Genomic DNA, 22,251 nt, shown 5'->3' with positions numbered 1-22,251 from the left:
TGCCGACCGTATTGTCTTGGGGAGGATAGATCATGGACGCGCAAACCTTTGGCGCTTTCCTGCTGTGGCTGATCATTGCCGCGGTCGTCGTGGTGATCGCCGTCTACATCTTGCGGTGGCTCTATCGCCGCTCGACCAAGGAGACGGCGTTCGTGCGCACCGGCTTCATGGGCGAGAAGGTGGTGGTGAATGGCGGCGCCTTCGTCATTCCGGTGCTGCACGAGATTACCCCGGTCAACATGAATGTGCTGCGCATCGAAGTGCGCCGCGAGGATGGCGTTGCGCTGATCACCAAAAACCGCATGCGCGTCGATCTGATCGCGGAATTCTTCGTCCGCGTCGGCGCCAGCCGCGAGCTGGTCGCCGCCGCCGCGCAGACGCTTGGCCGTCGCACGCTGCAGCCCGACAGCCTGCGCGAATTGCTGGAGGGCAAATTCGCCGGCGCCCTGCGCACTGTCGCCGCGCAGATGACGCTGGAAGAGATGCACGAATTGCGCGGCGACTACGCCGCCAGGGTGCGCAGCCTCGCCTCGGAATCGCTCGCCGCCAACGGGCTTGAGCTGGAGAGCGTCGCCATCGTCGATCTCGACCAGACCAGCCTCGAATATTTCGATCCGTCCAACGCTTTCGATGCCGAAGGCCTGACGCAGCTGACGGAATCGATCGAGACCCGGCGCCGGATGCGCAACGAGATCGAGCAGCGCACGCTGGTCGACATCCGCAACCAGAATCTCGACACCCAGCGCAAGGTGCTGGAGATCGATCGCGACAGCGAATATGCCCGCCTCGAACAGGAGCGTGAGGTCGAGATCCGCCGTGCCGCGCAGCGTTCCGAACTCGCCATCGACCGCGCGCTGCGCGACCAGGAATCCGAACAGGCGCAGCTTTCGTCGCGCGAAGCCGTCGAGAAGTCGCGCCTAAACCAGGAGCGCAACATCACCGAGGAGCGCATCAAGAGCGAGGAGGACACGCAGCGCCGCGAGATCGCTCGCCGCCGTTCGCTCGATGAGACCGAGATGAAGATGCGCGAGCTGACCGAGCGCGAGCAGATCGCGCTCGAACTGTCGCTGGAAAAGGCGCGCATCGAGCGCCAGGGCACGCAGAGCCAGCTCGAGATCGAGCGCAGGAAGCGGCTCGAGGTCGCCGAGCTGGAGCGCCAGATCGCGCTCGCCGAAAAGGCGCTTGAGGTGACCAGGGCAGAAGCGGAAAAGCGCCGCGCCGAGATCGTCGAGAACCAGGCGACCGAGACGGCGCGGATCGCGCAGGAACGTGTCGTCGACGAGGTCAGGATTGAACGGGAGCGTCACCTCGAAGCGCTGCAGATCGCCAAGCGCCAGGCCTTCGAGGAAGCCGAGATTTCGGCCGGCGAAGAGGTCGAGCGCGCCCGCATCACCACCGAACGCGGCATCGAGGAAGCGCGCCTGATCAAGGATCGCGACATCAGGCAGCTTGGTGTGGACCGCGACCAGAAGATCGAGATCGCCGAGATCCAGAAGGCGATCGACATCGCCAAGAAGACGCAGGAACGCTCCTCGGCGATCGCGGCCTCGGAAGCGGTTCGCGCCAAGGCCATCCAGGCCGAGGAACAGGCGTTCACCGCCCGCGAACGCGAGATTGCCGAGCGCCGCAAGCTGACCGACCTGATCGGCGCGCAACGCGAAGCCGAGCGTGACGCCTTGCGCATAGTCTCCGCGGCGGATGCCGAGATGAAGGCGGCAAAGAGCCTCGCCGAAGCGCAGAAGATTGCAGCCGTCGCCTCGGCCGAGTCGGAGAAGATCCACGCCCTTGCCGCGGCTCAGCGCTATGAGGTCGACGCCGCCGGCCATCGCCAGCTCAACGAGGCCGAGAACATCCTTTCCGAGGGCGCGCGGGCAGGGCGCCTGCGCGGCAAGCTGCTGGATCACATGGAAGGCATCATTCGCGAAAGCGTCAAGCCGATGGAGAAGATCGAAGGCATCAAGATCCTGCATGTCGACGGCATCAACGGCGGCACCGGCGGCAGCCGCAACGTCACCGACGAAGTCATCGACTCGGCGCTGCGCTACCGGGTGCAGGCGCCGATGATCGACAATCTGATGAAGGAGATCGGCATCGAGGGCGGCTCGCTCGGCCGCATGACCGACGTGCTGCGCGACGCCAAGGACATTGCGAGCCTGACCCGCGACAAGAAGGGCAAGGGCAAGGCCGCCAAGGACGACGATGACGATCGCGATCACTGACGAGACGATCGTGCGGTTGCAGATGCGTTGCGCCAGACGGCAGGTTCTCCGTGATGCGGGTGGTCGCCCAAAATGACCAAGGTCTATGTCTCCTCGGTCATCCCCGCTCCGGCGGCGGAAGTCTGGAAGGTCGTGCGCAATTTCAATGGATTGCCGGGCTGGGCACCGTTCGTTGCCGAAAGCCGCATCGAACAGAATGCGCAAGCCGACCAGATCGGCTGCATCAGGAGTTTCACGCTCAGGGATGGCGGGCGCATTCGTGAAAGGCTGCTGGCGCTGTCCGACTATGATCTGTCCTGCAGCTACGCGATCCTGGAAAGCCCGATGGCGGTGGAGAATTATGTCGCCACCCTGTCGCTGACGCCGATCACCGACGGCAATCTGACACTCGCCGAATGGCAAGCGGAGTTCGACTGTGCGCCCGATCGCGAGGCAGCCTTGATGCACCAGATCGGCACCGGCGTGTTCCAGACCGCCTTGACCGCGTTGAAACACCGGTTCGGGCGCTGACATCAGCCGATGGTCAGGGTTTGCCAGAGCACGATCATCGACGCACCGATCGACGAGGTCTGGGCGATCCTGCGTGATTTCAACGGCCATGACCGTTGGCACCCGGCAATTTCCTTCAGCGAGATTGAGGGCGGTGAGCCGGTCGATGCGGTCGGCTCGGTGCGACACTTCCGGCTCGCCGACGGCGGCGAGTTGCGCGAACAATTGCTGGCGCTGTCCGACAAGGACCGAAGGCTGAGCTATTGCCTGCTCGAGGCGCCGCTGCCGTTGATGGGCTATGTCGCCTCGGTGCGGCTGAAGCCGGTGACCGACGGCAACGCCACCTTCTGGGAATGGCGTTCCGAGTTCAACCCGCCGGCGCATCGCCGCGACGAACTGGTCAAACTGGTCACCGAAGGCATCTATCAGGCCGGCTTCGCGGCCGTGCGCGATCTCCTGCGGCGCGGAAGTGTCGGCTCGCCGGTCGATGCGAGATCACCTCGGGCCGTTGCCGCCCCGGTGCCTTCCGCAAGCCTGCCGCGTGCCGTATCAACACTCGCCCCAGGGCAGGGCGCGACAACCAGGGCTATCGTCATCGAGCGCTATGGCGGGCCGGAGGAGTTGCTCCTTAAGGAAATCGGACTGCCGCCGCCAGCGCCGACCGAGGTCCGGATCCGCCACACGGTGATCGGCGTCAATTTCATCGACGTCTATTGCCGCACCGGTTTTTTCGACCTCTTGCAGCCGCCTGGTGTGCCGGGCATGGAGGCCGCCGGCGTCATTGAAGCCGTTGGTTCGGCGGTGTCGGGTTTCGCCGTCGGCGACCGTGTCGCCTATGCCTGTCCGCCGGTCGGCGCCTACTGCGAGCGGCGCAACATGACGCCCGAATTGCTGATCCATCTCTCCGACGATATTTCGGACGAGATCGCCGCCGCCGGCCTGCTCAAAGGGATTTCCGCCAGTTTTCTGCTGCACGATGTCCATGTCGTGAAGCGCGGCGCCATCGTTCTCATTCATGCGGCGGCCGGCGGTATCGGCCAGTTGCTGGTGCAGTGGGCCCGTCATCTCGGCGCGACGGTGATTGCTACGGTGTCGAGCGATGACAAGGCGCGCATCGTCGAACGCCTCGGCGCACACCATGTGATTGTCTATTCTCGCGAGAATTTCGCCGAGGCCGTCATGCGGCTGACCAATGGCGCGGGCGCCGATATCGCCTATGATGCGGTCGGCAACGACACCTTCGGCGGTTCGATTGCTGCCCTTGCCGTGCGCGGCCACCTCGTCAGTTTCGGCCAGGCCTCGGGGCCGGTCGGCAATTGGGACATCGGTCGCTTCGCCACCAAGTCACTGACCCTCTCGCGGCCCAACTACGCCCATTACACCGACACGCCGGAAAAGCTCGCTCCACACGTCGCCAGGTTTTTCCAAGCGCTTCGCCAAGGCGTCGTCAGGGTCGAGGCGCCGACGCGTTACGACCTTGTCAACGCCGCTGTCGCTCACCGCGATCTGGAATCCCGCCGCACGACGGGAGCCTTGGTCCTGCTGCCCCAGCCTTAATCGAGGGCCGTCAATTTCAGGGCGCCAATAAAGAATTTGACGCACGTAATGTTTTTGCGTTGTATTGGAAACTGTGAAAATTGACTGAATAAGTTCGGCCAAGCATTGCCGCTTCCGGACAACGGCCGCATGACTGGTGACGGCCGGATCGTTTCGGTTGGCGACGCGGCAAGAGGACCTGATAGATCGATGGCGGAGAAGACGCACCGCACGATGGATGATTTCGCCCGGGCATGTGGCGTGTCACGGCCGACGCTGTCGAAATATTTTGACGATCCGGCGAGCGTGAAGCCGGCGACGCGGGCGCGCATCGAAGCCGCGTTGCGTTCCTCGGACTACCAACCGAACCTGTTCGCCCGCAATCTCAATCGCAAGCGCACCCGCAACATCGGCATCGTCGTGCCGACGATCACCGATCCATTCTATGCCGAGATGGTCAGCCGCATCGAATTTCGCTGCCGCGACGAGGGCTATTGGCCGATCGTCATCTCCTCGCATGGCTCGCCGAAGCTGGAAGCGGAGTCGGTCAGGACGCTGCTGTCACTGAAGGTCGCCGGCGCGATCATCGCGCCGCTCGGCCTGGCCTCCGATCGCGGCGTTTTCGACAAGCTCGGACAGGATATTCCGATCGTCTATTTCGACACCTATATCGAGGGCGACACGCCTTTCGTTGGCAACGACAACCACCAGAGCACGTCGACCATGGTCGACTATCTCAACCGCTCCGGAGAACCGCCTGTCTATGTCGACATTCCGCATGTCAACCACAATTCGGGTGAACGGCTGCAAAGCTACATCGCGACGATGCAAGTAGCCGGTTTGGAACCCGTCGTCATCGACGCGGCGCGCGACTATACTTGGGACTTCGAGCGCATCGGCCACGAATGGATGGAAAGGACGCTCGATGTTGGCGGTCTGCCCGGCCGCACGATCCTGTGTGCCAATGATCGTCTCGCCTTTGGCGTGATGGCGGCTGCGTTCTCGCGCGGACTGAAGATCGGCCGCAGGCCCGACAGCGATCTGCGCGTTGCCGCGCATGACGATCATCCGTTGAGCCGCTACACCTGTCCGGCACTGACCACCATGGCGCAGGATTTCGCCGCCATGGCCGGCCGCAGCGTCGAGATCCTGCTGGCCTTGCTGGACGAGGCTGACCCGCCAAAGCAGGACTTGGCACGCACGGTCAAGCTTGGCGCGACCCTGGTGATGCGTCAGTCGGCTTGAGCAGCCACCGTCAGCGATCCTTCTTCTCGAATTGGCGCCATATCCCCACCGCCTCGGCCACCGCTTGCCGCGCGGCGGGGATATGGCGTCCCATCGAGACGAAGCCATGGATCTGGCCCGCCCATTGCCGCAGGACCAGTGGCACGCCTGCGGCTTGCAGGCGCTCGGCATAAGCTGCCCCTTCGTCGGCAAGGATGTCGCAGCCGGCAAGGGCCACGAAAGCCGGCGCGACGCCGGCGAGATCGGGCGCCAGCAACGGTGAGACGCGCCAGTCCACGATGTCATCAGGCGTTCGCACATAGTGGTCGCGGAACCATGCCATGGTGGTTGCCGTAAGCCCGAAACCGTCGCCGAAACGCCGGTAACTGTCGGCCGTCTGCCGAGCATCGGTGTTGGGATAGATCAGGATCTGGGCGGCAAGCGAGGGCGCAAGCCCGTTGCGGGAAAGCAGCGCCAGTACGGCGGCGAGATTGCCGCCGGCGCTGTCGCCGGCAACGCCGGTGCGGGTACGAGCGATGCCGATCTCGTCGGCATTCTCTGCCATGAAGCGGAGCGTCGCCAGACAATCCTCCAGCCCGGCGGGAAATTTGTGTTCCGGTGCCAGGCGATAGTCGGGACAGATAATGACGGCGTTGCCGAGATTGGCCAGCCAGCGGCAGATCTCGTCATGCGAATCGAGATTGCCGATGACCCAGCCACCGCCATGCAGATAGAGCAGCGCCGGCGCCCCGCTTTGCCGCGCACTGATGCCGCGATAGATGCGGATCGCAATAGGCCCGTTCGGCCCGTCTATCCGCTGTTCCGAAGTCGTTGCGACCGGTTCGTGCTCGCCCTGTTGCGTCGGGAACGAAGCGTTGTAGGCGGCCCGCGCCGCCGCCACGCTGCCGGTCTCGAACGGCTCGCCGCCAGCCGCACGGCCGATTTCAAGGACGCGCAGCGCATCCTGGTCAAGCGTCATCGTCATATCCTCAGGCAAGCAGGTCGCTCGCCTCTTCCTCTGTCAGCAGGGCCGGTTGGGTGACATCCCCCGCGACCATCACCGAGCCCTGGCTCTCGCCGGAACGCAGGACAGCCTCCATGATTTCCAGCACATGCAGCGCGAGATTGCCGGAGGCGCGTGGCGTGTTGCCGGTTTGAAGCGAGCGCACCAGATCGGCGACGCCGAGCATGCGGTAATTGGCGCGGTCGGGCGCCGCATAGGGCCAATTGCGGGCGCCGTAGAGATCGCCTTCGCTGGCGAAATCCTTCCAGTCGGCGCCGCGTTCGGACAGCGACACGGTGCCGCCGAACGTGTCGGGGTCGGGCAGGCGCAGCGAGCCTTCCGTGCCATGCAGCTCGATCGGGTGGTTTGAGTGGCGAAAGACGTCCCACGAGGCGCCGAAGGTGACCGTCGCGCCCGAGCGGAATTCAAGCAGCGACAGCACGTTGGTCGGCGTGCCGACCTTGAATGTGGTGTTCTTGAACGGTCCATCGGCGGTGATCAGCCTTTCCTCCTGGCCGCGTGTCGCCATAGCCATGACACGTTCGACCGGTCCGAGCAGGTTGACCAGCATGGTCAGATAGTAGGGCCCCATGTCGAACACCGGCCCGCCGCCGGGCTGGTAGTAGAATTGCGGGTTGGGGTGCCAGTGCTCCATGCCGCGGCCCATCATGAAGGCCGTGCCGGTGACCGGACGGCCGATGGCGCCGGCGTCCATCAGCCGGCGCGCCCGGCGTCCAGCGGCACCGAGGAAGGTGTCGGGCGCCGAGCCGAGCCGCAGGCCGCGCGACTTCGCCTCGCTGACCAGAAGCTGCCCGTCGGCGGCCGAGGTGGCGAGCGGCTTTTCGGTGAAGACGTGCTTGCCGGCCGAAAGCGCCGACATGGTGACGTCGAAATGCACGGCGGGAATGGTGAGGTTGAGAACGAGGCCGATTTCGGGATCGGCAAGCAAGGCATCGACGCCCATTGCCCTGATGCCGTATTCGCGGGCTCGCAGGGCGGCGGCGTCCGGCGAGATGTCGGCGCAGGCCTTCAACTCCACGCCGGCAAAAAGTGCTGCGTTGCGCATATAGGTCATGGCGATGTTGCCGCAACCTATGACCCCTACACCAAGCTTTTCCATCATTCCTCCAGTCGGCTGCCGTCCGTCATTCCATGGCGGATCGGCGATTCTTCGTCCACGTAGTGGGCACATTGATGCATCATTATGCAGTTTAAATCTTGACGCGCGACAATTTTTTATAAATCATGTGCGAAGTTGGACGGGCGGGAGTGGCTGCCGTCAACTCTGGGAGGACTACACATGGACGAGTCAAGGAAGGGGCCGCGCAGCGGCTCCAAGTCGATTGGGCATGTCACCATTGCCGATCGCCGGCAATTTCTCATCGGTTCCGCCGGCCTTCTCGGCGCGGCGGCGTTCGGGGCAGGGACGTCGCTCGGCATTGGCCGGGCTCGCGCCCAGAGCCGGGCCGAAATCTCGTTTGCCAGCGCCGCCTTCTTCGGCAAGGAGACCTTCGGCGACCTGATCAAGGCCTTCAACGAATCGCAGGACCGCATCCTGGTCAAGAACATCGAACTGCCGCCGCCGAGCTCCTCCACCGAGGTCTACCAGGGCCTCGTCCAGCAGCTCGCACGCCGCACCGGCACGCCTGACGTCTTCAGCCAGGACGTGATCTGGATCGCCGGCTTTGCGGCCGCCGGGTGGGCGCTGCCGCTGGACGAGTATTTCCCGGCCGACAAGCGCAGCGGATACTTCACCGGAACCCTCAATGCCTGTACCTATGGCGGCAAGCTCACCGCCCTTCCCTGGTTCATGGATTCGGGCATGTTCTATTACCGCAAGGACGTGCTGGAAAAGCATGGCGGCAAGGTGCCGGAAACCTGGACCGACATGGCGACCATTGCCGCCGCCGCACAGAAGGCCGGCGACATCGATTTCGGCTATCTCTGGCAAGGCAAGCAGGCCGAGGTTCTGGTCTGCGACGCGGTCGAGATCATCACCTCCAACAACGGCGCCATCCTGGCGCCCGACGGCAAGTCGTCGCTGATCAACCAGAAAGGCGCGGTGGAGGCGATCCAGTTCCTGCACGACACAATCGCCACCAACAAGGTCAGCCCGCAGGACGTGCTGTCCTGGGACGAGGAACCGTCGCGCCAGCCCTTTACCTCGGGCAAGGCGATGTTCATGCGCAACTGGTCCTATGTCTATCCGATCGCCCAGGACGCCAAGGCATCCCAGGTGGTCGACAAGGTCGGCGTCGCGCCGCTGCCGTCGTTCCCCGGCGGCAAGAGCTCGGCCTGCCTCGGCGGTTACCAGCTCGGCGTCAATGCCAATTCGAAGCAGCGCGAAGCCGCGATCGAACTCTTGACCTGGCTGTCGTCGACCGAGACCCAGCACCGCATCGCGCTGAACTTCGGCCTCGCACCGACGCGGCCGGCGCTGTTCCAGGACGCACAGATCAAGAAGGAACAGCCGTTCATGGCCAGCCTCGAGAAAGTCTTCACCGGCGCCACGGCGCGGCCGATCACGCCCGAATACGCGAAAGTGACGCTGGCCTTGCAGTCCGGCATCTCCAAGGCACTGGTCTCTGGCAACATCCAGGCCGAGATGGACGCGACGGCGGCGCAAATCGACAAGATCGTAGGCTGATTGAATGTCCGCGGCGGCCACTATTCCTGGCATCGGCCGGCCGCGGCGCCTCGGCAAGGCGCTTCCGGGCGCCATGTGGGCCTTGCTTCTGCTGACGCCGGCCTTCGTGTCGCTGGCGTCGGTTTCCTTCTACCCGATCGTCAACGGGCTCTACCTCTCGCTCACCAACACCTCGTTGATCACGCAGGAGCAGGAATTCACCGGCTTCTACAACTATGTGGAGCTGTGGGGCGACCCGCAGTTCTGGAATGCGTGGTGGCACACGATGTGGTTCACCGCCGCCTCGACGGTGCTGGAGACGGTGATCGGGCTCGGCATGGCGCTCATCCTGTGCGAAGCCTTCAAAGGGCGGGGGCTCGTCCGCGCGGCCATGCTGGTGCCGTGGGCGATGCCGACCGTCGTCACCTCCAAGATGTTCGGCTGGCTGTTCGATGGCCAGAACGGCATCGTCAACTACATCCTCCTGCATGCAGGGCTGATCGACCAGAACATCAACTGGTACGGCTCCACCGACACGGCGATGATCACCATCATCATCGCCGATGTCTGGAAGACGACGCCGTTCATGGCGCTGCTGCTTCTGACCGGGTTGCAGACCGTGCCCAATTCGCTGATCGAGGCGGCGCGCATGGATGGCGCCAAGGGCTGGATCACCTTCTGGTATATCCGCCTGCCGCTCCTGATGCCGACTTTGCTGATCGCCGGCCTGTTCCGCGCGCTCGATGCCTTCCGCGTCTTCGATCTCGTCTACGTGCTGACCGGCGGCGGCCCGGCCGATTCGACCGAGACGCTGTCGACGCTGTCCTACAAGGTGCTCTTCTCGACGCTGCAGTTCGGCTACGGTTCGGCCGTCTCGACGGCGATGTTTGTCACCGAGGGCATCATCGCGCTGGTGTTCTGCCTGTATCTCATCCGGCAGATCAGGAGAGCGCAATGAACGATACGCGCTCGCCGCTGCAGACAGTCGCCATCTATCTCGGCGCCTTGCTGATCCTCGTCTGGTCGGGTGGTCCGTTCATCTGGCAGTTCTCGACCTCGTTCCAGCTCGACAAGGCGCTGACGTCAGGCTCGCCGTCGCTGATCCCGCATCCCTTCACGCTGGAGCATTACTACAACGCCTTCGTCGAGAAACAGCTTCACCGCTATGTCTGGAACTCGCTGGTGGTCTCGCTGGCGACAACCTTCCTGTGCCTGTTCGTCGGCTCGCTGGCCGCGTTCGCGCTGTCGCGGCTGAACATCAAGGGCCGCTTCGGCATTCTGATGGTCATCCTTTCGGTGTCGATGTTTCCGCAGATCGCGCTGGTCGGGCCGCTCTATCTGGTGGCCACCAATCTCGGCCTGCTCGACACCTACACGGCGTTGATCATTACTTACCTGGCGCTCGGCCTGCCGCTCGTCACTTGGGTGCTGTTCGGCTATTTCGAGACGCTGCCGCGCGAGATCGACGAGGCGGCGCGCATGGATGGCGTCAGCGTGCCCGGCCTGCTCTGGCGCATCATCCTGCCGATGTCGCTGCCGAGCCTGGTGACCACCGGCCTGCTCGCCTTCATCACCGCGTGGAACGAATTCCTGTTCGCGCTCGCCTTCACCTCCAACATCGACCGGCAGACGATACCGGTCGGCATCGCCAACTTCACCAACCTCTATTACGTCCCCTGGGGCGATATTGCCGCGGCCTCCGCCGTGGTGACCGTGCCCTTGATCCTCCTGGTGCTGTTCTTCCAGCGCCACATCATCGAAGGACTGACTCAGGGCGGCGTCAAGGAATGAACAACATGACGAAGACGAAGCTCAAGGTCGGCTGCCAGACCTTCACCTGGGAGATGCTGGGCAAGGCCTGGACCGGGGGCCCCGACGATCTGTTGAACGCGATAGACGATGGCGGTTATGCCGGCGTCGAGATCACCGACACCATGATCGGCCATTATGCCGACAGGCCGGCCGAGTTCGCTACCGCGCTCGACGCCCGAGGCCTCGCCCTCGTCTCCTTTGCCTTTGGCTCGAAGAGCGGTTTCACGCTGAAAGAGGCGCTGGAAAGTGACCTCGAAGCCGCCCGGCGCTGGGTCGGCTTTGCCGCGAACTTTCCCGGCGCGCTGGTGTCGATTGGTTCGGCGACGGTCGTCTCCGATGGTCCGCGCCAAGACAAGTTCGCCATATCAGCCGAATTCTACAATCGCGCCGCCGAGATCGGCCGCAAGGCCGGTGTGGATGTCGCGGTGCATCCGAGCTCGCACCACAACACGCTGCTGTTCGACCGCGCCGATTACGACACGATCTTTGCCTTGCTCGACCCCGACCTGGTCGGCTGGGTGCCGGATACCGGCCATATCTTGCGCGGCCACAAGGACATGCTCGACACGCTGCGCACACACCGCGACCGCATCCGTTACATCCATCTCAAGGACGTCGACGCCAAAGGCACCTGGGCCATGCTTGGCAAGGGCGTCTGCGATACCCCCGCGGTCATCGAGATCGCCGGCACCGCGCCGCACTTCACCGGCTGGCTGGTGCTCGAAGAGGAATCCGACACGGCTGCCGCCGACCCCGCCGGCGCGGTCAAGACCAACCGCCAGACAATGCGCAGCTACGGCGCCTGAAGAACGAGACGATGATCAAGAAACAGGACAGACGCCTCAGGGTCGGCGTGCTCGGCTGCGGCCCCATCGCGCAGTTCGCGCATCTGCAATCCTGCGTCAAGGCGGGCAACGCGGACCTCTACGCCATCTGCGACGCGGCACCCGACCTGCTCGCCCGCATGGGTGCCACCTACGAGCCGCGGAAGATGTATGCCGACTATGACGCGATGCTCGCCGATCCCGAATTGGAGGCAGTGATCGTCGCCACCTCGGACGCCTATCATGTGCCGATGTCGATCAAGGCGCTCGATGCCGGCAAGCATGTACTGTGCGAAAAGCCGATCGGCACTTCAGTGGAAGAAGGGGAGGCGCTGGCGGAGGCGGTCAGGCGCTCGGGCAAGGTCCTGCAGGTAGGCCACATGAAGCGCTTCGACCCGGCGCTGGAGGCGGCGCGCGACTTCGTCCGCGACGAGATCGGCGACGTGCTGGCACTGAAGGCGTGGTACTGCGATTCCACCCATCGCTATACCAACACCGATGCCATCCAGCCGCTGCCCGTCACCAGCAAACTGGCGAGGAAGCCGGCCGGAAATCCGAAGGCCGACCTGCGGCAGTATTTCATGCTCGCGCATGGCTCGCATCTCGTCGACACGGCGCGTTTCCTGTGCGGCGAGATCGTCGCCGTGCGCGCCCGCCTCAACGAGCGTTTCGGCGCCTATTGCTGGTTCGTCGAGACCGAGTTCGCCAGCGGCGCGCTCGGCCATCTCGATCTCACCGTTGCCGTGCGGATGGACTGGCACGAAGGTTTCCAGCTCTATGGCGAGAACGGCTCTGTCATCGCCAAGACTTTCAACCCTTGGTACTTCCGCGCCAGCGAGGTCGAGATCTTTCACGAGAAGACCGCCACGGCCCATAAGCCGCTCGGCGCTGACGGCCATTTCTTCCGCCGCCAGCTCGAAGGTCTTGCCGAAACGGTGCTTGAAGGCGCGCCGATGCGCGGCGCCAATGTCGAGGACGGCATCGCGTCGATCCGCGCCATGGTCGCCATTGCGCGCTCGGTGGAGACCGGCGAGCGGGTCGAACTCGCCTCGGTTTCGGGGGCGGTCTGATGCGTCTCGGCATTTTCGCCAAGACCTTTCCCGGCGCCGAGCCGGCCGCCGTGCTGGCCGCCGTGCGGCAGGCTGGCTATGAGACCACGCAGTTCAATCTTGCCTGCGCCGGCCTGCCGTCGATGCCCGATGCCGTGCCGGCGGAAGCCGTCGCGGCGATCCGCGCCGCCGCGCAGTCGACTGGTGTTTCGCTCGCAGCACTTTCTGGCACCTACAACATGGCGCATCCCGACAAGGCCGTCCGCGACGACGGCCTCAGGCGCCTGGCCATCGTCATCGAGGCGGCGGCTGTCCTGGACATTCCCCTGGTCACACTCTGCACCGGCTCGCGCAACGCCGCCGATCAATGGGCGTACCATCCCGACAATGCCGATCCGGTCGCCTGGTCCGACATGGCCGCCGAGATGGCGAAGGCGCTGGTGCTGGCCGAACAGGCAGGCGTCGATCTCGGCATCGAGCCCGAGCAGGCCAACATCGTCACCTCGGCCAAGGATGCCACCCGGCTGATCGCCGAGATGGGGTCGCGGCATCTGAAGATCGTGCTTGATCCGGCAAACCTGTTCGAGCACGCGACGCCTGACGAGACGCGCGCCATTGTCGCCGCCGCGATCGACGAGGCTGCCGCCCACATCGCAATGGCGCACGCCAAGGACCGCTATGGTGACGGCCGCTTCGCCACCGCCGGGCAAGGCATTGTCGACTTCCCGGATTTAGCCGCGCGGCTGAAGGCAGTGGGCTTCGACGGGGCGCTCGTTACTCACGGGCTGTCCGCCGACGAAGCCCCCGGCGTCGCCGCCTTCCTGCGGAGGTTCCTCTGATGGACGCCGCGCCGACGGTCATGCTTCGCGACGATGCAGCACTTCGTGTCTTCGACACGGGGCAGGGCAGGCTTCCGGTCGTTTTCCAGCACGGTCTCGGCGGCGATGCAGCGCAGGTGGCGCAGAACTTTTCCGACAGCCCGTCATACCGCCGACTGACCGTCGAGTGTCGCGCACAGGGTGGCTCCGGCGCCGGCCGTGGGCGGCCCTTTTCGATCGCCATGTTTGCCGATGATGTGCTGGCCGCCGCCGACGCGGCCGGCATCGACCGTTTCGTCGCCGGCGGCATCTCGATGGGCGCGGCGATCGCGCTGCGGCTTGCAAGCCGTTACCCGGACCGCGTCCTGGGTTTGGTGCTGGTGCGCCCTGCCTGGGCCTTCGATGCGGCGCCGCAAAACATGCGCCCCTACGCGGAGGTGGCGGAGCTCATCCGCGATCGCCCGCTGGATGACGCGCGCAACGCCTTTGCAACCTCCGTCACCGCCGCCCGCTTTCGCAAGGAAGCACCGGACAATCTCGCTTCCCTGCTCGGCTTCTTCGAGCGCGACAATGCGGCTGTCTTCGCCGAGGTGATGCAGGCGATCGCAAACGATGGGCCCGGCGTCACGCAGGCAGCGGCCGCCGGCCTCAAGGTCCCCGCGCTGGTCATCGGCAGCGGCATCGATCTCGTCCATCCGCTGGCGACCGCCCGCTTCCTCGCCGATGCCATCCCCAACGCCGCCTTTGCCGAGGTGACGCCGAAGGCCACCGACAAGGATCGCCATTTCGCCGAGGTCCGCGCTTCTATCGCGGGCTTCCTCGATGATCGTTTCAACAACCAGGACCAGTCATGATCTCGAAACCACTCACAGGCCCGGCCGCCATCGCCGCACTGCCGCGCGACCGCATGATCGCTGAATTCTCGCTGTGGTCCGCCGACCTCGTCAATTTCGAGAGCGACCTGAAGCGCATCGAGCCCTATGTCGACCTTCACCACATCGATGTGGCTGACGGTCATTTCGCCCCGTCCTTCCTGTTCTTTCCCGATCTCGTCGCCCGCATCGCCAGGCTGACGGCCAAACCCATCCACGTCCATCTGATGGTCGATGCGGCGGTTGTCGAGGCGCAGACGCGCCAGTTCATCGAGGCCGGCGCCGACATGATCAGCGTCCATGCCGAGAACGGCGAGGCGGGATTGCGCGCCGTTCGGTTGGCGCGCGAACTCGGCGCGGAAGCCGGCGTCGTGCTCAGGCTCGAGACGCCGGTCGAAACGGTGACGCCTTTCGTCCCGGAGGTCGCTTTCGTCACGCTGCTTGGCACGGCTATCGGCGTCAAGGGCCAGAGCCTGTCGGACAAGGCCTGCGACAGGCTGGGCGCTGCCCGCGCCATCCTGAGAGAGGCCGGCCGCGAGGCGGCCGTGGTTCTGGCCGCCGATGGCGGCATTCGCCACGAGACGGTGCCGTTGCTGCGTGCCGCCGGCGCCGAAACCGTGGTTCTCGGCTCGCTCGCCTTCGGCGACAAGGATCTGGCCGGCCGCATTGGCTGGCTGCACGGCTTGAAGGTCGCGGCATGAACAACGAAGCCGCCCTCGCGATCGATCTTGGCGGCACCGAGCTTCGTGCCGCCCTGGTCGACCGCGACGGCAAGATCCTGGCGTTCGCCGCGGTGCCGACGCAGGCGCAGGCCGGCCCCGACGTGGTGATCGGCCAGATCGAAGCGCTGGCCGCGACCGTCCATGCCGAGGCCCCGGCGCTCGCCATCGTCGGCGTCGGCGTCGGCGCGCCGGGACCGCTCGATCCGCTGGCCGGCATCGCCGTCGGACCGCCGACACTCGCCGGCTGGCTGGACGTGCCGCTTGCCGATATCCTCGAACGGCGGCTCGGCCTGCCGGTGCGGCTGGAAAACGATGCCAATGCCGCGGCACTCGGCGAATGGCGCTTCGGCGCCGGTCATGGCGCCCGCTCGCTGGTCTTCGTCACGGTTTCCACCGGCATCGGCGGCGGTGTCGTCGTCGACGGACGCATTCTCCATGGCCGCCGTGGGCTCGCCGCCGAGATCGGCCATATGACCATCACCAATGAAGGCGAGCGTTGCATGTGCGGCGTCGTCGGCTGCTTCGAGGCCATCGCCTCGGGCACCGCGCTCGGCCGCCGCGCCAATGCCGCGACAGCGCCCTGGGATGGCTCGGCGCTGCGGCGCCTCTCTGCGAACGGTGAGGTGACCGGCCGTCACGTGGTCGAGGCGGCACGGCTGCAAGACGAGCTTGCCTTGGCCCTGCTCGAGGAGGAAGCCCGCTGGCTTGGCATCGGCTTCACCAATCTTTTGCATCTCTATTCGCCCGATGTGCTGGTCGTCGGTGGCGGCATTGCCAATGGGCTCGACCTCATGGCGCCTGCCATCGAGGCGACCATCAGGCAGCGGGCCATGCGTGCCTATCGCGACGTGCCGGTCGTTCAGGCCCAGCTTGGCCGCCACGCCGGGCTCGTTGGTGCTGCCAGCCTTGTCCTGTTCGATGACGGAGGTACGTTGGCGGCACGCATGCCTGTCGGTCCAAGCACATATCCGGATGCGAGGAGGGACTTCAATGGCTGAGCTCAAGCTGCGCGGCGTGCGCAAATCCTACGGCAATGCCGAGGTGATCAAGGGTGTCGACCTCGATGTCGGCGACCGCGAGTTCGTCGTCTTCGTCGGCCCGTCGGGCTGCGGAAAGTCGACGCTGCTGCGCATGATCGCCGGTCTCGAGAAGATCACCGCCGGCGAGCTGATGCTTGATGGCGCGCGCATCAATGAGGTCGATCCCTCCGAACGCGGCCTCGCCATGGTGTTCCAGTCCTATGCGCTCTATCCGCATATGACGGTCGCCGAAAATATGGGTTTTGCCCTGAAGATCGCCGGGCTTCCGGTCGTCGAGCGTGACGCCAAGGTCAAGGCGGCGGCCGAGGTGCTGCAGCTGTCGCATCTGCTCGAGCGGCGGCCGAAGGAGCTTTCCGGCGGCCAGCGCCAGCGCGTCGCGATCGGCCGCGCGATCGTGCGCCAGCCGAAGGTGTTCCTGTTCGACGAACCGCTGTCGAATCTCGACGCTGCGCTGCGCGTCAACATGCGGCTGGAGCTGATGCAGTTGCACGAACGGCTCGCCGCCACCATCGTCTATGTCACGCACGACCAGACCGAGGCGATGACCATGGCCGACAAGATCGTCGTCCTCAATGGCGGCAACATCGAGCAGGTCGGCTCGCCGCTCGACCTTTATGCGAGACCAGCCAATGTTTTCGTCGCGGGCTTCATCGGTTCGCCGAAGATGAACATGCTGCCGGTGCGGGTTCTCTCCGCCAACACGGATGGCGTTGCCGTTGCCCTGCCGGGCGGGGCCAGCCTGGTCGTTCCGGTCGAGGCGGGCCCGCTTGCGCCGAACAGCGAGTTGCTGCTCGGCATCCGACCGGAGCATATCCGCATCGCAGATGTGGGCCAGTTCAAGGGCGAGGCGGTGCTGGCCGAACGGCTCGGCGGACTGACCATCCTGCATACCGAGATCGGCGAGAAGACAAGGCTGGTCGTGCAGACCGAGGGCATCGACACGACACCGCTGCACAGCCCCATCGCCATGCAGGCCGACCCCTCCCGCTGCCATCTCTTCGCCGCCGACGGCAAAGCACTGGCACCTCTGGGCAAAACCGGCACCGCCTGACATCGTTGTGATGTGTACGGCAACGGCCGGAAGCTGTGAGCCTCCGGCCGTTGATTAGGTATTGACGCGCGCGGATTACTCGGCGGGAACGACGTCTGCCGGCAGGCTGTCGTCGGCGGTGCCCGCCAGTGCCCTGGCCAGCTTGGCTTCATCGAGTTCGCCTTCCCAGCGTGCGACGACCAGCGTGGCGACAGCGTTGCCGACGAAGTTGGTCAGTGCCCGGCACTCCGACATGAAGCGGTCGACGCCGAGGATCAGCGCCATGCCGGCGACCGGCACCGAGGGAACGACCGACAGCGTGGCGGCAAGGGTGATGAACCCGGCTCCGGTGATGCCGGCGGCGCCCTTCGAGGAAAGCATCGCAACCAGCAGCAGCAGGATCTGGTCACCGATCGACAGGTGGATGTTCGTCGCCTGCGCGATGAACAGCGCCGCCAGCGTCATATAGATGTTGGTGCCGTCGAGGTTGAAGGAATAGCCGGTCGGGATGACCAGACCGACCACCGAGCGCTTGGCGCCGGCCTTCTCCATCTTTTCCATCAGCGAGGGCAGGGCGGCTTCCGACGAGGAGGTTCCCAGCACCAGCAGCAGCTCTTCCTTGATGTAGCGGATCAAGGACAGGATGGAGAAACCATTGTAGCGGCAGACGGCACCCAGCACGACGAACACGAACAGCAGCGACGTCACATAGAAGGTGCCGACCAGCATGGCGAGGTTGATGACGGCGCCGATGCCGTATTTGCCGATGGTGAACGCCATGGCGCCGAAGGCACCGATCGGGGCAGCCTTCATCAGCACGCTGACCAGCTTGAAGACCGGCGCCGTCAGCGCCTGCAGGAAGTTGAGCACCGGCGTGCCCTTGTCGCCGACCAGCGCCAGCGCGATGCCGAACAGCACCGAGAAGAACAGCACCTGCAGGATGTCACCGTCGGCGAAGGCGCCGACGATCGTCGACGGGATGATGTTCATCAGGAAGCCGGTGACCGACTGGTCATGCGCCTTGGCGGCGTAGGTGTTGACGGTCGAGGCATCGAGCGTCGCCGGGTCGATGTTGAAGCCCGCACCCGGCTGCACGACATTGGCCACGACAAGGCCGATGATGAGCGCCAGCGTCGAGAAGGTGAGGAAGTAGAGCATCGCCTTGCCGGCGACACGCCCGACCTTCTGCAGGTCGCTCATGCCGGCGATGCCGGTCGCCACGGTCAGGAAGATGACCGGGGCGATGATCATCTTGACCAGCTTGATGAAGGCGTCGCCGAGCGGCTTCATGCTCTCGCCGATCGACGGATAGAAGTGACCGAGCAGGATGCCGACGGTGATCGCGACGAGCACCTGCACGTAGAGTTGGGCATAGAAAGGCTTGCGCTGCGCGGCAAGCGCGCCTGATTGGCCTGCGATGTGCATCGAACTCTCCCTGGCCGGATGGACGGAAATGCACCGCCCTGCGTGACTTCTCCCATCGCGGCGCTCCGGTCGCACGCCGCTGCAAGGACTTTTGCAAGCGCTGTGCCAGATCGCGGAAAGGCCGGAATCCCAGCATTTCGGCCTTTGTTCGAGGCCGTGCGGCGAATGCCTGTGCGGATTTCCGCACAGGCAGCGTTTGCCTGGGCGGAATTTCGCATTACACTGGCCGCAAGGCCGCGAGGAAAAAGGGAGAGGGCAGACGCTGCAAGCTGACATCGATAGGGGCTCCGCGGCCGGCCGTGAATTGCTGCGCGAGGCAATGGCCCGGCTGCGCGACGGCCGCTGGCGTGTCGTGGTCGTCGCTCTTGCGGTTCTGGCAGGCGCGATCGCCATCGCCGGGCGCATCGCCACCGGCCAGGCGGCCGACAATCTGCGCGACGGAGCACTTGCCGCTCTGCCGCTGGCGGCAGGAACCCTGACCGGCGAAATCGAAAAGCAGCGCCTGGTTCCACTGGTGCTGGCACGCGATGATGCCGTGCGCGGGGCGCTGCGCCGGGCCGGAACGATGGAAGAGGCGGCCCTCGACGACAAGCTTAGGGCGATTGCCGGCGATGCATCGGCGTCCGCCATCTATGTCATCGACACAGCCGGCATCGCGATATCAGCCAGCAATGCCGGCGAGCCGACAAGCTTTGTCGGCATCGACTATAATTTTCGTCACTATTTCCAGGAGGCAATGGCCAAGGGTGCCGCCAGCCAATATGGCCTCGGCACGATCAGCGGCCGGCCGGGTCTTTACCTCGCGAGCCGCGTCGACGACGGCGGCAAGCCGCTTGGCGTTGCGGTGCTGAAGGTCGAGCTGGATCGCGTCGAGGCCAATTGGCGCTCCAGCGGCTTTCTTGTTTTCGTCACCGACGAACGCGGCGTTGTGTTGGCCACCAGCCAGCCCGAGTGGCGGTTTCGAGCCTTGGCGCCCCTGTCGGCGCAGGACGCCGCAATTGCCCACGAACAGCTTCAGCTGGCTGATGCCGGCTTCGAACCGCTGCCGCTGCGGCGTGGCGCTGGCGACGGCCTGGCGACGATCGACAGTTCTGGAAAGCCGCGCCAGTTCGTCGAAGTGGTGCAGGACCTGCCCGGTGCGGTACCCGGCTGGCGTCTGTGGCTGCTGACGCCCGCCGACGCTGCTCTGTCATCCGCCGCCAACACGGCGCGACTGACCACGCTGCTCGGGCTGCTGCTTATGGGCCTGCTTGCCTTCGTGCTCACCCGGCGCCGACGCGCCCGCCGGCTGAGGCAGGAAGCGCTGGCGCGCATGAACGCCGAACTGGAGAGCCGGGTCAGCACGCGAACGGCCGAGTTGACGCGTTCCAACACGGCCCTTGCGGGCGAAATCGCCGAGCGTGAGAATGCCGAAGCCAAGGTTCGCCGGCTGCGTGACGATCTCGCCCAGGCCAACCGGCTTTCCATCCTCGGCCAGATCGCCGCCGGCGTGGCGCACGAGATCAACCAGCCGGTCGCCGCCATCCGCACCTATGCCGAGAATGCCGGCCGCTTTCTCGACACCGGCAAGATCGAGCCGGTCAGCGGCAATCTGACGTCGATCGTGTCGATGACCGAGCGCATCGGCGCGATCACCAGCACCTTGCGCACCTTCGCCCGCCGGCCCGGCGTTGCCGCCTCGCCATTGCCGGTGCGCGAGGCGATCGACGGCGCGCTGTCGCTTCTGTCCGGCCGCATCCGCGATTCCGGCGTGACCATCGTCAAGCCGCGCGGCAGCGCGTCGCCGGTGGTCATGGCCAGCCGCATCCGGCTCGAGCAGATCCTCGTCAACCTGTTGCAAAACGCGCTGGACGCGATGAAGGACCAGCCAGATCCCCGCATCGAGATCGAGATTGCCGAGCGCGACGACCGGGTGCTGATTTCGGTGCGCGACAACGGCCCCGGCCTCGGTCCGGAGGCGGCCGGCAATCTGTTCATGCCGTTCCAGACCACCAAGGAGAAGGGGCTTGGCCTCGGGCTGGTGATCTCGCAGGAGATCGCCCAGGAATTGGGCGGCACGCTGCGGCTCGATCCCGGCAGCGCCGGCGGCGCGTCCTTCACCATCGACTTGAGGCGAATTGAATGACAGAGGGATCTGGGCTGGTGGCACTCGTCGACGACGATGCGGACCTGCTTCACGCCACCACGCAACTGTTCGAGCTCGCCGGCTTCGCGGTGATCGCGCTCGACGCGGCCGAGGCAGCGCTAGCCGTCGTCGACAGGAATTTCGAGGGCGTGGTCGTCAGCGACATCCGCATGCCGGGCATGAACGGGCTGCAGCTGTTCGATCGCATCAAGGCGATCGACCCGGACATACCGGTGATCCTGGTCACCGGGCACGGCGACGTCGATCTCGCGGTGGCCGCGCTCAAGGACGGCGTCTACGATTTCATCCCGAAACCCTATGCCGGCGATCGCCTGGTTGAGGCACTGAGACGGGCGAGCGAGAAGCGGCGGCTGGTGATGGAGAACCGGCGGCTGCGCGAGGCCGCAACGCAGGCTGCCGACAGCCTGCCGTTGATCGGTGAAGCGCTGGCCATCCGGCGGCTGCGGGAGACCTTGCGCCAGATCGCCGACATGGATGTCGACGTGCTGGTCGAAGGGGAGACCGGAACCGGCAAGGAAGTGGTGGCCGATCTCCTGCACAGATGGGGCCGGCGGCGCGCAAAACCGTTCGTGGCGCTGAATTGCGGCGCCCTTCCGGAAACCGTCATAGAAAGCGAACTGTTCGGCCATGAGGCGGGCGCGTTCACCGGCGCGCAGCGGCGACGGATCGGCCGCATCGAGCATTCCAGCGGCGGCACGCTGTTCCTCGACGAGATCGAATCCATGCCGCCGGCCCTCCAGGTCAAGCTGCTGCGCGTGCTCGAAACGCGCAGCGTCACCCCGCTTGGCTCGAACGAGACCCGGCGCGTCGACCTCAGGGTCGTCGCGGCGACCAAGGTCGATCTCGGCCGGCAGGATCAGCGCGGCGATTTTCGCGAGGATCTCTATTTTCGCCTCAACGTGGTGACGCTGCGCATCCCGCCATTGCGCGAGCGGCGCGGCGACATCCCGATGCTGTTCGGGCACTTCCTCGGCAAGGCCGCGGAACGGTTCGGCCGGCCGGTCGCCGGGGTCAACGCAGCGGTCAGCGATCATCTCCAGTCGCATGCATGGCCGGGCAATGTGCGCGAGCTTGCGCATTTTGCCGATCGCGTCGCGCTCGGTCTCGGCCCGGACGACGAGACGAAAGCGGTTCCCGCGCACTTGCCTGAGCCGGCGGCCACACTGCCTGAACGGGTAGGCCACTACGAGGCGCAACTCATCCGCGATGCGCTGCGCGATCACGGCGGCGATGTGCGCAGCGCCATCGACGCACTCGGCGTGCCGCGCAAGACCTTCTACGACAAGCTAAAGCGCTACGGCATTGCAGCGTCCGAGTTTCGCAATGGCGGCGATGCGGATCCGCACGCTGTTCGGGGCCAGATATAGACATTGCGCAAGCGCCGTGCCCCTCGTAACGCTGTGTTCGTATCCAGGC

19 protein-coding genes are annotated in these 22,251 nt (G+C 65.2%); 16 read left to right on the top strand and 3 right to left on the bottom strand.

The genetic code is table 11. The features are described from left to right. Window positions 1-32 precede the first annotated feature (32 nt). The 4 genes from ACFFNA_RS29160 (at window position 33) to ACFFNA_RS29145 (ending at window position 5,489) form a co-directional block, all read left to right on the top strand. On the top strand, window positions 33-2,219 hold the full coding sequence (locus tag ACFFNA_RS29160; protein ID WP_378923337.1) for a flotillin domain-containing protein: 2,187 nt from the start codon (window positions 33-35) through the stop codon (window positions 2,217-2,219). 72 nt (window positions 2,220-2,291) lie between these two features. After that, window positions 2,292-2,729, top strand: a complete 438-nt coding sequence (locus ACFFNA_RS29155; protein WP_111547002.1) for an SRPBCC family protein — start codon at window positions 2,292-2,294, stop codon at window positions 2,727-2,729. A 9-nt stretch (window positions 2,730-2,738) separates the two neighbouring features. After that, window positions 2,739-4,265 (top strand): zinc-binding dehydrogenase, encoded by a 1,527-nt coding sequence (locus tag ACFFNA_RS29150; RefSeq protein WP_378923336.1) that lies wholly within the window; start codon window positions 2,739-2,741, stop codon window positions 4,263-4,265. Between the two features lie 189 nt (window positions 4,266-4,454). After that, a complete protein-coding gene (locus ACFFNA_RS29145; protein ID WP_378923335.1) occupies window positions 4,455-5,489 on the top strand; it encodes a LacI family DNA-binding transcriptional regulator in 1,035 nt (344 codons plus the stop codon). 10 nt (window positions 5,490-5,499) lie between these two features. On the opposite strand, the gene ACFFNA_RS29140 is transcribed toward ACFFNA_RS29145, so the two are convergent. Both ACFFNA_RS29140 and ACFFNA_RS29135 read right to left on the bottom strand, forming a co-directional pair. Then, window positions 5,500-6,447, bottom strand: coding sequence for an alpha/beta hydrolase (locus ACFFNA_RS29140; protein ID WP_378923334.1), 948 nt, complete (start codon window positions 6,445-6,447; stop codon window positions 5,500-5,502). Between the two features lie 10 nt (window positions 6,448-6,457). After that, window positions 6,458-7,594: a Gfo/Idh/MocA family protein gene (locus ACFFNA_RS29135; protein WP_378923333.1), complete on the bottom strand. Its 1,137-nt coding sequence runs from the start codon at window positions 7,592-7,594 to the stop codon at window positions 6,458-6,460. Window positions 7,595-7,771: 177 nt separating this feature from the next. On the opposite strand from ACFFNA_RS29135, the gene ACFFNA_RS29130 reads away from it, so the two are divergent. Genes ACFFNA_RS29130 through ACFFNA_RS29085 form a run of 10 tightly spaced genes read left to right on the top strand, consistent with a single transcriptional unit; the run spans window position 7,772 to window position 17,285 of the window. Beyond that, window positions 7,772-9,118, top strand: coding sequence for an ABC transporter substrate-binding protein (locus tag ACFFNA_RS29130; protein ID WP_378923332.1), 1,347 nt, complete (start codon window positions 7,772-7,774; stop codon window positions 9,116-9,118). A 4-nt stretch (window positions 9,119-9,122) separates the two neighbouring features. After that, a complete protein-coding gene (locus ACFFNA_RS29125; RefSeq protein ID WP_378923331.1) occupies window positions 9,123-10,055 on the top strand; it encodes a carbohydrate ABC transporter permease in 933 nt (310 codons plus the stop codon). Then, window positions 10,052-10,888, top strand: a complete 837-nt coding sequence (locus ACFFNA_RS29120; RefSeq protein ID WP_378923330.1) for a carbohydrate ABC transporter permease — start codon at window positions 10,052-10,054, stop codon at window positions 10,886-10,888. The genes ACFFNA_RS29125 and ACFFNA_RS29120 overlap by 4 nt, the downstream gene beginning before the upstream one ends. A gap of 5 nt (window positions 10,889-10,893) precedes the next feature. Beyond that, complete coding sequence (locus ACFFNA_RS29115) at window positions 10,894-11,715, top strand: sugar phosphate isomerase/epimerase family protein (protein ID WP_378923329.1); 822 nt, start codon at window positions 10,894-10,896, stop codon at window positions 11,713-11,715. Between the two features lie 11 nt (window positions 11,716-11,726). Beyond that, entirely contained in the window at window positions 11,727-12,803 is a 1,077-nt protein-coding gene (locus ACFFNA_RS29110) for a Gfo/Idh/MocA family protein (protein WP_111546996.1), read from the top strand. Beyond that, complete coding sequence (locus ACFFNA_RS29105) at window positions 12,803-13,621, top strand: sugar phosphate isomerase/epimerase family protein (RefSeq protein WP_378923328.1); 819 nt, start codon at window positions 12,803-12,805, stop codon at window positions 13,619-13,621. The genes ACFFNA_RS29110 and ACFFNA_RS29105 overlap by 1 nt, the downstream gene beginning before the upstream one ends. Continuing rightward, window positions 13,621-14,454, top strand: a complete 834-nt coding sequence (locus ACFFNA_RS29100) for an alpha/beta fold hydrolase (RefSeq protein ID WP_378923327.1) — start codon at window positions 13,621-13,623, stop codon at window positions 14,452-14,454. Before ACFFNA_RS29105 ends, ACFFNA_RS29100 begins: the two co-directional genes overlap by 1 nt. Continuing rightward, a complete protein-coding gene (locus ACFFNA_RS29095) occupies window positions 14,451-15,173 on the top strand; it encodes a ribulose-phosphate 3-epimerase (protein ID WP_378923326.1) in 723 nt (240 codons plus the stop codon). The genes ACFFNA_RS29100 and ACFFNA_RS29095 overlap by 4 nt, the downstream gene beginning before the upstream one ends. After that, window positions 15,170-16,192 carry an ROK family protein gene (locus ACFFNA_RS29090; RefSeq protein WP_111546992.1) on the top strand — a complete coding sequence of 341 codons (1,023 nt, stop codon included), beginning with the start codon at window positions 15,170-15,172 and terminating at the stop codon, window positions 16,190-16,192. Before ACFFNA_RS29095 ends, ACFFNA_RS29090 begins: the two co-directional genes overlap by 4 nt. Continuing rightward, window positions 16,185-17,285, top strand: a complete 1,101-nt coding sequence (locus ACFFNA_RS29085; RefSeq protein ID WP_378923325.1) for an ABC transporter ATP-binding protein — start codon at window positions 16,185-16,187, stop codon at window positions 17,283-17,285. Before ACFFNA_RS29090 ends, ACFFNA_RS29085 begins: the two co-directional genes overlap by 8 nt. Before the next feature lie 75 nt (window positions 17,286-17,360). On the opposite strand, the gene ACFFNA_RS29080 is transcribed toward ACFFNA_RS29085, so the two are convergent. Next, the gene (locus ACFFNA_RS29080) at window positions 17,361-18,689 is read right to left on the bottom strand and encodes a dicarboxylate/amino acid:cation symporter (protein ID WP_378923324.1); all 1,329 of its coding nucleotides are present in this window, start codon (window positions 18,687-18,689) and stop codon (window positions 17,361-17,363) included. 319 nt (window positions 18,690-19,008) lie between these two features. On the opposite strand from ACFFNA_RS29080, the gene ACFFNA_RS29075 reads away from it, so the two are divergent. Next, a complete protein-coding gene (locus ACFFNA_RS29075) occupies window positions 19,009-20,814 on the top strand; it encodes a sensor histidine kinase (RefSeq protein WP_378923323.1) in 1,806 nt (601 codons plus the stop codon). Further along, window positions 20,811-22,202: a sigma-54-dependent transcriptional regulator gene (locus ACFFNA_RS29070; RefSeq protein WP_378923322.1), complete on the top strand. Its 1,392-nt coding sequence runs from the start codon at window positions 20,811-20,813 to the stop codon at window positions 22,200-22,202. Before ACFFNA_RS29075 ends, ACFFNA_RS29070 begins: the two co-directional genes overlap by 4 nt. Window positions 22,203-22,251 lie beyond the last annotated feature (49 nt).

This window comes from Mesorhizobium kowhaii (genome assembly GCF_042431665.1).
GTDB classification, from domain to species: Bacteria; Pseudomonadota; Alphaproteobacteria; order Rhizobiales; family Rhizobiaceae; genus Mesorhizobium; species Mesorhizobium kowhaii.
Note: the sequence above shows the minus strand (reverse complement) of the source record. Positions and strands in the feature narration are given on the sequence as shown.